This window comes from Lacinutrix sp. Bg11-31 (assembly GCF_002831665.1).
Taxonomy (GTDB): Bacteria; Bacteroidota; Bacteroidia; order Flavobacteriales; family Flavobacteriaceae; genus Lacinutrix.
This window is the reverse complement of record NZ_CP025118.1, coordinates 3,549,630-3,565,210: the sequence shown is the minus strand read 5'-3', so window position 1 is coordinate 3,565,210 and position 15,581 is coordinate 3,549,630. Positions and strand designations below refer to the sequence as shown.

Annotated in this window: 16 protein-coding genes; 5 read left to right on the top strand and 11 right to left on the bottom strand. The window is 30.8% G+C overall.

Annotated features, from left to right (window positions below; all coding sequences use genetic code 11):
* Positions 1-119: 119 nt before the first annotated feature.
* The 11 genes from CW733_RS15945 to CW733_RS15895 all read right to left on the bottom strand — a co-directional run bounded on the left by CW733_RS15945 (position 120) and on the right by CW733_RS15895 (position 11,217).
* Entirely contained in the window at positions 120-446 is a 327-nt protein-coding gene (locus tag CW733_RS15945; protein ID WP_100998456.1) for a nucleotide pyrophosphohydrolase, read from the bottom strand.
* 57 nt (positions 447-503) lie between these two features.
* Entirely contained in the window at positions 504-1,022 is a 519-nt protein-coding gene (locus tag CW733_RS15940; RefSeq protein ID WP_100998454.1) for a metal-dependent hydrolase, read from the bottom strand.
* Complete coding sequence (locus tag CW733_RS15935; protein WP_100998452.1) at positions 1,023-3,050, bottom strand: transglutaminase domain-containing protein; 2,028 nt, start codon at positions 3,048-3,050, stop codon at positions 1,023-1,025. It lies immediately after the preceding gene.
* Positions 3,047-4,978, bottom strand: coding sequence for a DUF3857 domain-containing protein (locus CW733_RS15930; protein WP_100998450.1), 1,932 nt, complete (start codon positions 4,976-4,978; stop codon positions 3,047-3,049). The genes CW733_RS15935 and CW733_RS15930 overlap by 4 nt, the downstream gene beginning before the upstream one ends.
* A gap of 64 nt (positions 4,979-5,042) precedes the next feature.
* Positions 5,043-5,495, bottom strand: coding sequence for a D-aminoacyl-tRNA deacylase (gene dtd / locus CW733_RS15925; protein ID WP_100998448.1), 453 nt, complete (start codon positions 5,493-5,495; stop codon positions 5,043-5,045).
* A 39-nt stretch (positions 5,496-5,534) separates the two neighbouring features.
* On the bottom strand, positions 5,535-6,485 hold the full coding sequence (gene rsgA / locus CW733_RS15920; protein ID WP_100998446.1) for a ribosome small subunit-dependent GTPase A: 951 nt from the start codon (positions 6,483-6,485) through the stop codon (positions 5,535-5,537).
* A 44-nt stretch (positions 6,486-6,529) separates the two neighbouring features.
* Entirely contained in the window at positions 6,530-7,015 is a 486-nt protein-coding gene (locus CW733_RS15915) for a T9SS type A sorting domain-containing protein (protein WP_100998444.1), read from the bottom strand.
* A gap of 225 nt (positions 7,016-7,240) precedes the next feature.
* Entirely contained in the window at positions 7,241-8,323 is a 1,083-nt protein-coding gene (locus CW733_RS15910) for a bifunctional 3-deoxy-7-phosphoheptulonate synthase/chorismate mutase type II (RefSeq protein WP_100998442.1), read from the bottom strand.
* A gap of 76 nt (positions 8,324-8,399) precedes the next feature.
* Positions 8,400-9,251, bottom strand: coding sequence for a prephenate dehydrogenase (locus tag CW733_RS15905; protein ID WP_100998901.1), 852 nt, complete (start codon positions 9,249-9,251; stop codon positions 8,400-8,402).
* A complete protein-coding gene (locus CW733_RS15900; protein ID WP_198520137.1) occupies positions 9,251-10,393 on the bottom strand; it encodes a pyridoxal phosphate-dependent aminotransferase in 1,143 nt (380 codons plus the stop codon). The genes CW733_RS15905 and CW733_RS15900 overlap by 1 nt, the downstream gene beginning before the upstream one ends.
* Positions 10,390-11,217, bottom strand: coding sequence for a prephenate dehydratase (locus tag CW733_RS15895; RefSeq protein WP_100998438.1), 828 nt, complete (start codon positions 11,215-11,217; stop codon positions 10,390-10,392). The genes CW733_RS15900 and CW733_RS15895 overlap by 4 nt, the downstream gene beginning before the upstream one ends.
* A gap of 349 nt (positions 11,218-11,566) precedes the next feature.
* On the opposite strand from CW733_RS15895, the gene gldA reads away from it, so the two are divergent.
* From gldA to CW733_RS15870, 5 genes are all read left to right on the top strand, one after another.
* Positions 11,567-12,460: a gliding motility-associated ABC transporter ATP-binding subunit GldA gene (gene gldA, locus CW733_RS15890; protein ID WP_100998436.1), complete on the top strand. Its 894-nt coding sequence runs from the start codon at positions 11,567-11,569 to the stop codon at positions 12,458-12,460.
* Positions 12,461-12,848: 388 nt separating this feature from the next.
* Positions 12,849-13,379, top strand: coding sequence for a hypothetical protein (locus tag CW733_RS15885; RefSeq protein ID WP_100998435.1), 531 nt, complete (start codon positions 12,849-12,851; stop codon positions 13,377-13,379).
* 173 nt (positions 13,380-13,552) lie between these two features.
* Positions 13,553-13,924, top strand: a complete 372-nt coding sequence (locus tag CW733_RS15880; RefSeq protein ID WP_100998433.1) for a transposase — start codon at positions 13,553-13,555, stop codon at positions 13,922-13,924.
* On the top strand, positions 13,924-14,775 hold the full coding sequence (locus CW733_RS15875) for an IS3 family transposase (RefSeq protein ID WP_157811603.1): 852 nt from the start codon (positions 13,924-13,926) through the stop codon (positions 14,773-14,775). Before CW733_RS15880 ends, CW733_RS15875 begins: the two co-directional genes overlap by 1 nt.
* A 94-nt stretch (positions 14,776-14,869) precedes the next feature.
* Positions 14,870-15,577 (top strand): DUF6090 family protein, encoded by a 708-nt coding sequence (locus CW733_RS15870; RefSeq protein ID WP_198520086.1) that lies wholly within the window; start codon positions 14,870-14,872, stop codon positions 15,575-15,577.
* Positions 15,578-15,581 lie beyond the last annotated feature (4 nt).

The window sequence follows — 15,581 nt, the reverse complement described above, 5'->3', positions numbered from 1 at the left end:
ACTTATTAATTCTTATTTTCTTTTATTGAAATCGTGAATCTTCGATTTCGCAGGAATAACATTACGGATTAAACAATTATTTAAAATTTCCGTCTTCGCGGAAATGAAAAAAAGAAAAACTATTTAAGCTTTTCGTTATTATGATGACGATCGTGGTCGCGTTTTGTTTTAATATCTAATTTTTTATCGAAAGCCTCTTGCAGGTCTATTCCTGTTTGGTTTGCTAAACACAAAACTACAAACATAACATCTGCTAGTTCCTCGCCTAAATCTTTATTTTTATCACTTTCTTTCTCGCTTTGTTCTCCATAGCGTCTGGCAATAATTCTGGCTACTTCTCCTACTTCTTCTGTAAGTTGTGCCATGTTAGTAAGCTCGTTAAAATAACGAACGCCATGGTTTTTTATCCAGTTATCTACTTCTAGTTGTGCATTTTTAATGTCCATTTTACTTTCCTGTCTTTCGACTACGCTCAAGATAAACTCCAGCGGTAATCTTTTAAATTAAATTTTTGTTGTCTTTCTTTTAAAATGTAAAAATAATAAAACTATCAAGCATGGAATACCTATATACTTTAATTCGCTTAAAATCACTTGCACTCCCCAACTTGAGAAGAACTTACTAATACCTATTGGTGACACTTTTATTACTTGCCAAGGAAAGAAAAAGCGCTCATTATTAAACGGTATAAAAAAACCGATTCCCTTTCCTCCTGTTGTTAAAGCATCTAAAACACCATGTGATAATGTTGATAGAAAAAGAACTACAAAAAATAATTTACGTTTTGTTTTTGTAAATATAAAAGCTAAGATAGCTGCCCAAATAATAGCAAAAACTATAGAATGCGTAAATCCACGATGCCCAAATGGATGCGTGTACGGTATTTTACCAAAAGTAACAACATCTAAATCGGGAAGTATTGCGGAGACAATAGCCAAAAACAGTAGTAATTTACACGTTTTAGAACTCGCAATTTTAGTTAATGTAAAACCAACTAAACCATGCCCAAATAATGATGCCATTTACATTTTTTTAAGTACTATTTGTTCTGTCTCCTTTTTAATTACTAAATCGAAAAACTTTTTAAAGTCTTGATAATATACTGGTAAAATAATTGACTTATTAATATCTAGATTTGTTATTATTTGTATTAAATCATTTTTATGACTAATTGCATATGTAAACTCAGCATCTTTTAAATTGTATTGAATTTTAGCACTTTCAGGAATAGATTCCACTTGATATCCTTGAGGTATTTTAATATTAATAACATGTTTTTCTGAAATTGGATATGCAAAATCCACAGGATATTCTCTAGTTTCTTGTTTAAATGGGTTTTCTTTTTGAGCAAAAAATAACATAGAAGAAAAATATAATTTATCTGCTATTTCTTCTATTCCGTTTTGCAAACTGTACTCGTAAGAAATTAAAATAGGTTTACTTAATTCGTCTTTAGACTTTACATCTATATTACTTACTTTAATATCTCCTTTTCCTTCTTCTATAGATAAAATATGATCTTCGTTATTTATAGCATTAAACTCTTCTCTATGTGCTAATGCTAAATGATTGGTTAACTGCTCTCTTGCTTTACCATTTATTGACAAATCTTCATTAATAGTAGCATTTAAAAAAATTATTTGTTTAGAGGCTTGGCTTGGTTGAAGATTTATCCATTTAGAACTATCATTTTCTCTTATTAATCGTCCTTGCCAATTTAATAAGTTTTTAGGTAATACATTTGCAGTCGAAAATTTGTTTGAAGCATCTAATAATACAACTTTATCCATTAATTCTACAGCTGCAATTACATAATTAAAACCTGTTTTGGTTGCCGTAATTGGCACACCATTACTTCTAGTACTCACTAGTACTGGATTTGCTTGAAGACCACTATATCTCAACATTGCAACAAGCATTAAATTAATATCTGCAACATTTCCAACACCTTCTTTATATGCTTTTGAGACACCTAGATCTGAGTAATACCCAATTAATCCATTAGATTTTACTTTAGATTTAACATAGTTATAGATTGCACTTATTTTTTCTTCTGGAGTTGTTAATCCAGAAAGAATAGCGTCTACATCTTTTTGAAAGTAATAATCCTTATTTAATTGCTTACCAAAATCTTCATTCTTGTAGATAGATTCTGTTACGTCTTCCCAAGTACGTGAAAAACTTTTTGTTGGCTGATTTGGATATTCTATAGAATGCAACTCCATTACTAATTTTGCCTGATAGTTAGAAAGATTATCTACAAGAACTTCATTTTTTAAGGCAGGAATATTAGTTAGGTTAGAACTAATAATGTCACTTTTGTAATCAATCTTAGATTTGTTAAAAGATGTTTCAGTATTACTACCTTGATTAATACCCACAGGACTTGTTCTACTAGTTTCATTAATAGAAAAACTAGATTGTCTAACAGTTTTATTTAATTTGGGGAGATAAGCCGCTTTTGGATTTAATAAAGCCTTATATTTAAAATACTCTGGTGTTGATACTTTAAAATCTAATTTATTAATAGGCAATAGTTCTTGAAAAGCAATATCGTCTATTCCTAATAGCTGCGATACTACTGTGTATCTATACTCTATAATACAGCCATCTCCAACATTAGGCATGGTGAATTTTGTTTTTTTCCAATAGCGATTTGTTTTTTCTTCAAAAATTCCATCTTTTTTTAGTTTAGATTCTACAATCTTACCATTATTTAAATTGTAGGTGTAGGCTTTAAAACTAATTAATTTATCTTTTGTATCATTCCCTTCATCGTAAAGCTTTATGGTTTTTGTTGCATAATCATAACCATCTTTATTATAAATTTTGATGCGTTCTTGAATTTCATTTTTTTGAACAAAACCTTTTTCTTGTACATAGTCGAAAGAAATATTCTGGCTCCTATATAAAACTGCAGCATCTGCATCTGGCTCTAATGCATGTTGTGTTTCTTCCAGTTCCGCTTTACTAACTTTGCCAAATTTAAAATCTTGAGAAAATCCTAACTGCGCTAATAACAATGCAATAATTAATACTGTTTTCTTCATTTTTTATTTTTTAATACTATTTTAGATTTATCATGCTTAACTATTTGCAATAAAAAATCCCTAAACTCTTTATAATCTTCTTTGTTATACTGTCCTTTTTTTAATTTTAGTTTTCTTTGAAACACTAACGTCTTTTTATCTTTTTCCGTGATTGAAAAATGATACTCACCAAACTTATTAGTTATTGTAACAGCATCTTGTAGCGCTTCTACTTGTAAGGTTTCTGGAATTGTTATCTCAAACGTATTTATAGTTACTTTACCTCTATTAATTTGAAAAGGTAAATTTCTTTTTTTATAACGTGGAGGAACATATTCTTCTACATTAAAAATATTTGGTTTTAACAATATTCTTTCTCCTGCTTTAGAGGCATATCTTGTTATTTTAACGTCTAATTTTTCAGTAAATACTATTTCATCTTTATTGTTATCAAAATTAATAGCATTAATTTCTAGGTTATTAATAGTATTAAAATATTCTTTGTAATATAATTTTTGATCTTTTTCTAATTCGTTTTCAATATAATAATGGTTATCATATCTCACTCCTTGTGAAATAATTTCCACTTGCGCTTTAATATTCCCTGTTGCCTCTAATTGTACTTTTGCTTTTGTTTCTTTAGTATTTTCTTGAGCTGTATAAATTTTAGTGTGTACAATTTCGCCTCCTTCTGGAGATATTACAAAAACATCTCTATCATCGGTAAAACCTCCATTATAATTAAATGGTGAAGTTTGACTTGTACATTCTAACCAAACATTTCCTTGTGGTGTTGGTATATTTAAAATAACATGATTGGTTTGTCCTAAAAAAGTAACAAAATCTTTATTTATGTCTACTTGATTTTTTGATGATGCATAGACTCTAGTATAATTAGATTTTACATCTACCACGTCTAATAAAGCTTTAGTGTAATTTGTTAACCCTTTACAGTCTCCATATTTTACCTCATCTACTTGCGCTGCTGCTATTGGCTGTATACCACCAATGCCTTCTTGTACACTTATGTACCTTGTATTGTCTTGTACATATTTATAGACTAGTTTCGCTTTTTCAATAGGATCCTCTATTCCTTCTACAAGTTTTATTATTGTTTCTTTAGTTTTAACAGGAAGTTCTGTTCTATTTTGTAGCATTTCGTCATGCATCCATTTTCCTAAATTTTTCCAATCATCTGTTTTCCCTGTATAACCTTCGTAATGAAAATTAACTGGTGTTATAAGCACTTGCGGTGTTATGTTTTTAAGTAATGGACTTATTGCTTCATATTTAAGAGCACTCAAATTACTTGCGGTATAACTTACAAATCCTTCTTTGCTTTTATTTACAATAGTGTAGCCTTCAAAGTTTTTTTCTAGTGTATTAATCCCTACAGACACATCATAAATAACATCAAACTGATTCTTTTCTGTACTTACAGAATAGCCTTCAAGAGGTTTCCAAGACGGAATATATGCTGTATTATTTGTAGAGAACTCATATTCAAAAACTACTGTATAAGGATAGTTTGTTGGAGTATATTGCATGTATTTAACTCTACTGTCCTCATACAACGAAAAATTACTGACTGCAGAAACATCTTTAAAATCCGATTTACGAATTTTCTTTACCTGGTTTCCAAAAGCATCATAAATAATTGCTTGTAGTTTATGGATAGAAATACCACTATCATAACCAACACTTGCATCTATTTTTTTGTTTCCTTCTTCATTAATTATAGTAACAATTCTTTTTTTACTATACCTATATTTTTTAATAGAGCTTATTTCTATTTGCGTATAATCTAAACGCACTATAGCATTTGCATTTGTTTTTAATGAAATAGGAATTGTATTAGAGTTTAATAAGCTTTCATCTTGAGCATTTAGAGATAAAACAGAAAAAAGAAATAAGTAACAAGTAATAAGTAGGTTTGGTTTAATATTCATTTAAATTAATTAATAGGCTTCAATGTATTACTTTTAAATCATGTAGGAAAATATTTTCAATTTTTTATACTTTATTTTTAGAATCTATAACAATTGTTACTGGTCCATCGTTTAAAAGCTCCACTTGCATATCTGCTCCAAAATCTCCTGTTTGAACTGGTTTATTAAGCACAGATTCTAATGTCGCATTGAATGCTTCGTATAACGGAATAGCAACTTCTGGTCGTGCTGCTTTTATATAACTTGGTCTGTTTCCTTTTTTTGTACTTGCTTGTAGTGTAAACTGGCTAACAACAATGGCTTCTCCATTGGTATCTATAAGAGATTTATTCATTACACCTTGTTCGTCTTCAAAAATGCGAAGGTTCGCAATCTTGTTTGTTAACCATGTAATGTCTTCCTGTGTGTCTTCAGTAACAATTCCTAGTAAAATTAAAAGCCCATGGTTTATTGAAGCTACTTTTTTGCTTTCTATAGTTACGCTTGCCTTACTAACTCTTTGAATTACTATTTTCATGCTCCTTTCCGCGAAAGCGAAACGTTTATTACATTTTCACTACTCTTTATCCCAAATATCTGTTCTGTAATGTTGATCGTCTCCTTCAATTATTTGAACATAACTTCTGTAACGAGAAGCAGCAATTTCATCTCTTTCTAAAGCTTCTTTAACTGCGCATTTAGGTTCTTCTATATGCATACAATTATTGAATTTACAATCTTGACTCAACTTAAAAAACTCAGGAAAATAACCACTTATTTCTTCCTTTTCCATATCTACAACTCCAAAACCTTTAATTCCAGGTGTATCTATAATTTTCGCATCGAAACTTAAATCAAACATCTCTGCAAAAGTTGTTGTGTGCTGTCCTTGAGAATGCTGTGTAGAAATAGACTTCGTTTTTAAATCTAAAGTTGGCTCAATAGTATTTACTAAAGTAGATTTACCAACTCCCGAATGACCAGTAAAGACACTAACTTTACCTTCCATCAACGCTTTAATTTTATCTATATTTTCTCCGGTTTTAGCCGAAACTCTAACACTTTCGTAACCTATATTTCCATAGATATGTTCTAAGTAACTAACCTCTAAAATAGTGTCTTCGGTGTAGGTATCTATTTTATTAAAAACCAATACTGTTTTAATAGAATAAGCTTCTGCTGTCACTAAAAAACGGTCTATAAAACTAGTAAATGTTGGTGGATTGTCTATAGTTATTAAAAGAAAAACCTGATCTATATTTGAAGCAATAATATGTGTTTGCTTAGATAGGTTTACAGATTTTCTAACAACGTAATTTTCGCGATCATGGATCTTGTTAATTACACCTGTTTCTTGATCACTTTTGGTATCTAGCTCAAAATCCACATAGTCACCAACCGCAATTGGGTTGGTACTCTTTATGCCTTGTAAACGAAATTTACCTTTTATTCTACACTCGTAAGTAGTACCAAGTTCGTTTTTAACTGTGTACCAACTTCCTGTAGATTTATATACTAGTCCTGTCATTCATTAAATTGAAGTACAAAATAACGCATTTTAAATTTAAAACCTTAACCTCTTATTGCTTTTTTAGTCGGTAATTGTTTTCCATCTGCAATTATGTTTATTAAAAAAATTCCTGAAGGATATTGAGACAAATCTATGGTCACTTTATTTAATACATTCTGAAATACTTTAGATTGAATTGCTTGTCCCGAAATTGAATTAACAACTACTTTAATTTTATTATATTTTTCTTTAAAATTTATTTGAAAAATCCCATTAGCTGAAGGATTTGGGAACAATTTTGTGTCAATTTCTTTTTGGTCTGAAACATTTTCTATTGGAATACCTTTTGCTCTGCATAAAAAACCGCATCCTATTATTGTTCTAGAACAAGTAGATTTTGAATAACAAATTGTTTTCTTCTGTTTTAATGCAATCAACTCAACTGCTTCTAAAACATAAATAATTGCAGACTCTTTATTAGTTTCTGTTTGGCTGTAAGAAATAACAGAACAGCTTAATGCCAAAAATAATAGTAAAATTCGTTTCATGTGTTTTGATTTTTAAAATTGAATCAAATCTATATTTAATTCAACTTCTATAAAATCGACAATGAGTGAACGCAGCTTTTGGGTGAGTGAAAATTAAAAAAAAGAGCTTCAAAAATTTGAAGCCCTTTTTTATGGTATAAATGTCGTCGAGAATATTTTTTTACTATGGTTAGATCGCATTTCGACACGCTAAACATAACAAATAGATATTATTCAAAATAAGCTCTATCCTTTTAAAACCTTTTCTTGATGATTAATAGATTCTTGGTGAACTGCTTTAAATAATTTTAAAATAAACTCTTCGCTCAATCCTTTTTCGTCGCCTTGAAGTACCATTTTACCTAAAATCTCGTTCCAACGTTTGCTTTGTAAAACGGCAACGTTTTTTTCTTTTTTAAGTTTACCAATACCATCTGCAACATTCATACGCTTACCTAATAAATCTATTAGCTGATTATCGACAACATCGATTTGAGCTCTTAAATTAGTAAGTTCTTTATTGTATTCTGCTTCTGGGTCGCTAATTTTTCTAATTTTTAAATCCTCCATCATTTTCACTAATACAGTAGGTGTTACTTGCTGTGCAGCATCACTCCAAGCATTATCTGGATCTGTATGTGTTTCTATCATTAATCCATCGAAATTAAGATCTAAAGCCGTTTGAGACACATCGAAAACCATATCGCGCTTTCCTGTAATATGCGATGGATCGTTAATTAATGGTAAATCTGGAAATCTGTTTTGAAACTCGATAGCTATTTGCCATTCTGGAATGTTTCTATATTTAGTTTTCTCGTAAGTTGAAAAACCTCTGTGTATTGCTCCTAAATTTTTAATACCAGCAGTATATAATCTTTCAATTCCACCTAACCATAAAGCTAAATCTGGATTTACTGGATTTTTAACTAAAACAATCTTATCTGTTCCTGCTAAAGCATCTGCTAATTCTTGCATGATAAATGGGCTTACTGTAGATCGTGCACCAATCCAAAGTAAATCTACATCATTCTCGATTGCTAACTTTACGTGTGCTGCATTTGCAACTTCTGTACAGGTTTTCATTCCTGTTTCTTCTTTTACTTTTTTAAGCCAATTTAAACCTAAAGCACCAACACCTTCAAACATTCCTGGACGTGTACGTGGTTTCCAAATACCTGCTCTAAAATAACTAACATCTGTGTTTTTAAGCTCGTGAGCTATTTTTAAAACTTGCTCTTCTGTCTCTGCACTACAAGGTCCAGCGATTACTAATGGATGATCCAACGCCATGTCTGTCAACCAGTTTCTCATTTCTTTTTTATTCTCCATAATCCTACTTTTTATTGTACTTATAAGGCTAACTACTAAAACGAGTTTAGTACAGTAACCTTACAAGAAATTGATGTTATTTTATTCCGTTTAATATTTGTTTAATATAATTTGTGTCTTTCATTTCGTTAAAAACACCTTCAAAATCATCGTTTTCCATCATGTTTTTAAACTGCGTTAAATTCGCGATGTAATCTTCTAAAGTCTCTACAACATTAGCTTTATTCTGTTTAAAAATTGGCGTCCACATTGCTGGAGAACTTTTTGCCAATCTTACTGTGCTTTCGAAACCAGAACCTGCCATATCGAAAATATCGCGTTCGTTCTTTTCTTTTTCTATTACTGTTTTACCCAACATAAATGCACTAATGTGCGATAAATGCGACATGTATGCAATATGTTTATCGTGTGCTTCTGGGTTCATGTAACGCATTCTCATTCCTATTTCCGAAAACAGACCTAATGCTTTTTCTTGAAGCTTAAAAGCTGTTTTTTCTACTTCGCAAATAATATTTGTTTTATGCTGAAACAAATCTAAAATAGCTGCTTTTGGTCCAGAAAACTCTGTTCCAGCTATAGGATGCATGGCTAAGAAATTTCTTCGTTTTGGATGGTTTTCTACAACTTTACAAATGTCTAATTTGGTAGAACCAACATCTACAACTAACCCAAAATCTGATACTTTATCTAAAACTTTTGGCAATAACGCTACAGCAGAATCTACTGGAATAGATAATATTACTAAGTCTGCTTTATCCAAATCTTCAAAAGTTGCTTTCGCATCTATAACATTTAACTCTATAGCTTCGTTTAAATGCTGCACGCTATTATCTATACCATAAATAGTTGCGCCTGGTCGTTTTTTCTTTATATCTAAAGCTAAACTTCCGCCTATTAAACCAACTCCTATTATGTAAATATTATTTATCATACTCTTGCAATTGCTTCTTCTAATTCTACGATTGTTGCGCATAACGAAAAACGCACATAACCTTCACCTTGACTTCCAAAAATGGTTCCTGGTGTTATAAAAATATTATGTTCTTTTAATAGCTTGTCTATAAATTCTTCTGATTTAAAAAATGGTGGCAATTTTGCCCAAACAAATAATCCTGTTGCATTCTCATCGAAAGAACAATTTAGTTTAGTCGCTAATTCCCATACGAGTTTACGACGTTTCTCGTAGATACTGTTTAAGCTTACAAACCACATTTTTGATGAGTTTAAAGCCTCTACAGCTCCTTTTTGTATACCATAAAACATACCAGAATCCATGTTGCTTTTTACTTTTAAAACTGCATTTAGCAACTCGTGATTACCTAGTAACATCCCTACTCTCCAGCCAGCCATGTTAAATGTTTTACTTAAAGAGTTTAATTCTAAACACACTTCTTTTGAGCCTTCGATACTTAAAAGACTAAGAGGTTCTTTATTTAAAATAAAACTATATGGATTATCATTCACCAATAAAATATCGTGCTTTTTAGCAAATGCAATTAAGGTTTTAAATATTTCTTTTGTTGCTTTTGCTCCTGTTGGCATATGTGGATAATTTAACCACATAATCTTCACTTTACTTAAATCTTGCTTTTCAAGCTCTTCTATATTTGGACACCAGTTATTGGCTTCGTCTAAATTGTAAAATATAGGCTCTGCTTGTAATAGTTTAGTAACCGAAGTATATGTTGGATAACCTGGATTTGGTATTAAAACCGCATCGCCTTCGTTTAAAAAAGCCATAGAGATATGCATAATACCTTCCTTGCTTCCCATTAATGGTAACACTTCTGTTGCTGCACTAACACTTACTTGAAAATGCGTTTTATAAAAACCAGCAATTGCTTCGCGCAACTCTGGCAACCCTTGATAGCTTTGGTATTTATGAGCTCTTGGGTCTTTAAAACTGTCTGAAATTGCAGAAATTACTTTTCCAGGTGGTTGTAAATCTGGGCTTCCAATACCTAAATTAATAATAGGCTTGCCTTGGGATATTAGAAAGTTAACTTCCTTTAATTTCTTAGAAAAGTAGTACTCTTCAACGCTATGTAATCTTTTTGCAACTTCCATTATTTTTTTGCGTTTTTATATTCGCCTAACACTTTTAAATGTGTTGCCATAATCTCTAGTATTGCTTTAGCTTTATCAAAATCCTTATAATCATCGAAAGTAACATCTACAAAAAAGGCATACAACCAAGGTGTTTCAATTTTTGGTAAGGATTGTATTTTGGTTAAGTTTAGTTTACAGTCACTCAAAACATTAAGAATTGCAGCTAAACTTCCGCGTTTGTGATCGAGCTCGAATTTAATAGACGCTTTATTAATTTCAGCTTTATTAATTTCAGAATTATTTTGCTTTACAATTGCAAAACGTGTTTCGTTGTGCTTAATGGTTTGGATGCTTTCTGCTAAAATATCTAATTCGAATATTGAAGCAGCCAATCTACTTGCTATTGCTGCAACACCTTTAAGTTTTTTGTCTTGAATTCGTTTTGCAACATCTGCAGTATCTTTATCTTCTACTAACTTTATATGTGGATAATTTTTAAAGAATGCTTTACATTGCAATAATGCCATTGGGTGCGAATACACTTCTTTAATATCCTCGATACTTTGGTTTGGCAATGCCATTAAATTATGCTGTATGTCTAAATAATGCTCACCAACTATATGAAGATTATAATTATCTATCAACGCATAATTTGGTATAATTGAGCCAGCAATAGAGTTCTCTAAAGCCATAATTGCTACTTCGGTTTTACCAGAAAGTAAGGCATCTACAGTTTCATCGAAAGACAAGCACTCGTTTACAGCTGTATGTTCACCAAAATAGTCTTGAGACACGATGTGGTGAAACGATCCTTTAATTCCTTGTATAGCTACTGTTTTAATCAAATTTTATTTCTTTTTTTAAATCCCAACTTAAGTTGAAATTATTATATAAAAAAAGTCCCGATAAATTATATCGAGACTTAGTTTTAAATATATGTTTGTTAGAATTACATATACGCAGTCTCGTTCTTTTTGCTAAAAAAGAAATAGAAGCGGCTAAAATATGTGTTCTGTATTGTTTTCATTATAATTTGCGAAAGCACTAAATTAATTATAATGCTAAAGTAAATAATTATTTCACAAATCAAAATACTAAAGCATGTATTTTAAGCTTTTAGCTAAAGATTTAAAGATTTCTAAACAAAGTCTTGTTTAAATTACAGAATGTTTATTTTTGAAGAAAGAATATAAGATGTCTATAAAGGTTGAAAATATAACGAAGGTTTATGGTGAGCAAAAAGCACTTAACAATGTGTCTTTTGAGATTAAAAAGCCAGAAATAGTTGGGTTTCTTGGTCCAAATGGAGCAGGCAAGTCTACAATGATGAAAATATTAACCACTTTTATTAGCCCAACCAAAGGTGAAGCAGCTGTAAATGGATACGATATTTTATCTCAAGCTAAACAAGTGCAACAAAGTGTTGGCTACTTACCAGAGCACAATCCATTATACTTAGAGCAATACGTTCGCGAATACTTAGCCTTTAATGCAGATGTTTATAAGGTTAGTAAATCTAGAATTGAAGACGTTATAGAACTTACAGGTTTAGCTCCTGAGGCTCATAAAAAAATGAGCCAGTTATCTAAAGGTTATAGACAACGTGTTGGTTTAGCAAATGCTTTATTACATAATCCAGATGTTTTAATACTCGATGAACCTACTACTGGTTTAGATCCTAATCAATTAGTAGAGATTAGGAATTTAATAAAATCTATTGGTAAGGAGAAAACTGTTTTTCTATCTACGCACATTATGCAAGAAGTGGAAGCCATGTGTGATCGTGTTATAATAATTAATAAAGGAGAAATTGTTGCCAATAAAAAATTAACCGAGCTTCGCGATGGACAAGAGCAAACCGTTATTGTTGAATTCGATTATAGAGTTGAAGATGCTTTTTTATTAAAGTTACCTAACGCAAAAAGCGTTAAAAATACACACGATTTTATTTACGAAATTATCTTTTCTACAAAAGAAGATATGCGTTCTCATGTTTTTGATTTTGCCCATGATAATGAGTTGAAGATTCTTCAACTAAATCAAAAAAATGCGAGCTTAGAGAGCATGTTTAGAGAACTGACGGCTTAAAACAGTAAGTTTACATTTTAAACTAAAGCAAATAAGTAACACTATAGATACTGAAATAAAAAAATTATCTTTACGAGATAACAGTAACTATAAAGTTACCATAACCCGACTTATTTCCCGGATATCAGGAATAAAAGTTATTATATAATGAGTTACCCAACATTTGAAGAAACATTGAGAAAACGAAAAATTATAGGAATACATCTATTGTCATTTATCATTTTGACAACAATACTGATTTTCTCATCTGAACCTTTATTGAATAGATTTGCTTCGGGAATACATAATGTTGGAATGTGGCTGAATTTAATAATTTATGGAACAATCGGAATTCTAATTTTGACAATTGTTTCGTGTCTGATTTTTATAAAACGTAGTAATTAAACTCTTGAAAAAAATCACAAAAAATAATCTCGAACAGAATTTGAAAGAAGCTACTTCTACTCTATTAGAAATGGCGAGAAATTCCTGTTGGAATAAAATTTCGGGCAATACGAGTTACATAATTTCGGAAATAATAAATGACGAGCGGAATTTTTTTGACAAACGAATTGAACGTAAAAAAGCAAACGAAAAGAAAAAATCCAAATCGCTTGAGCAAATAACAGCGGAATTAAAAGACATTTATGAAAATCTGTACGATATAAACTTGTACATATATAAAAGCGAAAAGGAAAGCTCAATAATTGAAATTCAATACTATCCAAAATCATCACTCGAATCGGAATTTTATGAAACCGTAAAAGACAATGACCCAATGTTGCATATGAAAATCGGAATTCCACCTTACGTGAATAATAAAACCGAAAAATATGACGTGAATTGGGAATTGGGTGGAATTATATACGAATGGAATTTATTTTGGAGTCGATTGAAATTCAAATGGAAATATAGAAACCGAATAAAAAACGTTGGGTAACACCGTATATAATTTATTGCTAGTTCTAGCCTACTTACGAAAGTCCTCGCGGACTTTCTTGGTCGGTAAATATTTACTAAATTAGGTGCTTGAAACACGCAACAAACCATATACAACAACGTTAGCACCAATTTTGACCCGTCCTGAAATAAGGCTACATAATTTTAAACATTATGTATAGAAATGACAAAGTAATTAGATGTTACAGCGAACCTTTTAAATTAAAAATTTTAGCCGAGCTTACTATCGGAAAACACACAAAGAGCGAGCTTTGTAAACTCTACTCTATTGCACCTACAACAGTAAATGTGTGGATCAAAAAATACAATCGTAAAGACTTAATGAACACCAGAGTAAAAGTGGAAACTAAAGACGAAATATCAAGAATTAAAGCACTTCAAAAAGAAATTGAACAGCTCAAGAAACTAATACTAAAAAAGGACCTTGATGCTATGGTAGAAGAATCTTATCTAGAAGTAGCTGCTGAAGATCTTGGTTATAAATCTATTGCTGAACTAAAAAAAAAGCTAAGTATAAAGCCTTAATCAAAGCTAAAGAGAAGTCTAAGGGATTTGCTTCTTTAACGACTATAACCCATTGTTTTGGGCTTAAACGTGATGCTTATTATAAGCATAAAAATAGAGCTGATAAGCGTTTAAAACTAGAACAACAGATTATTAATATAGTCAGAAAAAGACGCAAATCTCTTCCTAGAGAAGGCGTAAGAAAACTTGTAAAATCATTAAATGTAGATTTTAATAAAGCCAATATTAAAGTTGGTAGAGACACACTATTTAATATTCTCAGAAGACACCAAATGCTAACACTTAGAAGGAAAACCAGTGCTATAACCACTAACTCTTATCATCGTTTTTATAAATATAAGAACATTATAAAAGACCTAGAAGTTACAAGGTCCAACCAAGTTTGGGTGAGTGATATAACTTACATTAGAACCGTAAAAGGCTTTTGTTACTTGGCGTTAATAACTGATATGCATTCCAGGAAAATAGTTGGATATGATCTTAGTGACAGCCTAGAACTAAAAGGTTGTGTAAGAGCGCTTAATAAGGCAATCTATCAAGCTAAAGACATTAAACAACTTATTCATCATTCAGATAGAGGAATACAGTACTGTAGCAATGTATACACACAAATACTTAGAAGAAAAAAAATAGATATTAGTATGACTGAAGAAAATCATTGTTACGAAAATGCAATGGCAGAACGTGTAAATGGTATTTTAAAAGATGAATTTTATCTAGACCAAACCTTTGATAGCGTAGATCACGCAAAACGTGCTGCAAAAAATGCAATTAATTTATACAACGAAATAAGATTACACTTATCTTTAGATTATAAAACACCTAATATGGTATATAAATTATCAGCTTAATTCAATTTTAACCTGTAGCCATATTTCAGGACAAGACATTATGACAAACCACTAATCAATGATAAAATTCTTTCGGAAAATTCGCTACGACCTTATGGGAAAAAATAAAACTGGGAAATACTTTAAGTATGCAATAGGAGAAATTATACTTGTCGTAATTGGAATTCTGATTGCTTTATCAATAAATAATTGGAATGAAAAAGAAAAAAGTAGAGATAGCGAAAAACTACTCTTAACTAGTTTAAAAGAAGAATTTAATTTTAATCTAATTCAATTAAAACAAACCAAAAATCAAATAGATAATTCAACGGGTCAATTGGTGAAACTAATTAATCTATTTGGCACAAAGACTGATACATTAGGTATTGATTACTTAAATAAACTGATAAATGATGGCCTTTGGGGACCTATGTTGAAATCTAATCAAGATATCTTCAATAGTATATATGATAATGGAAAAATGGATTTGGTAAGCAATCCCGAACTAAGAAAAATGCTACTTGCTTGGGGAAGCCAACTAGAACATTTTGAACATACCCAGAAAAACATGTCGATTAATCTAAATCGCAACGTATTGCCGAAAATGGAAAAATTAATTTCTCTTCGTAATTCTGATAATTTTGGCATTGTTAAAGGTGTTGAAGGAGGCTCTAAAATAATGACTGACAATAGAGTTATACTGTCTAATCTAGAGGCTGAAAACGTATTTTTTGATCATGTGTGGGAATTGGAAAATGTTGCAAGTTTATATCCAAGTCTCTCGATTGCAATTGAAGAAATTATTATACAATTAGAAAAATAGAACC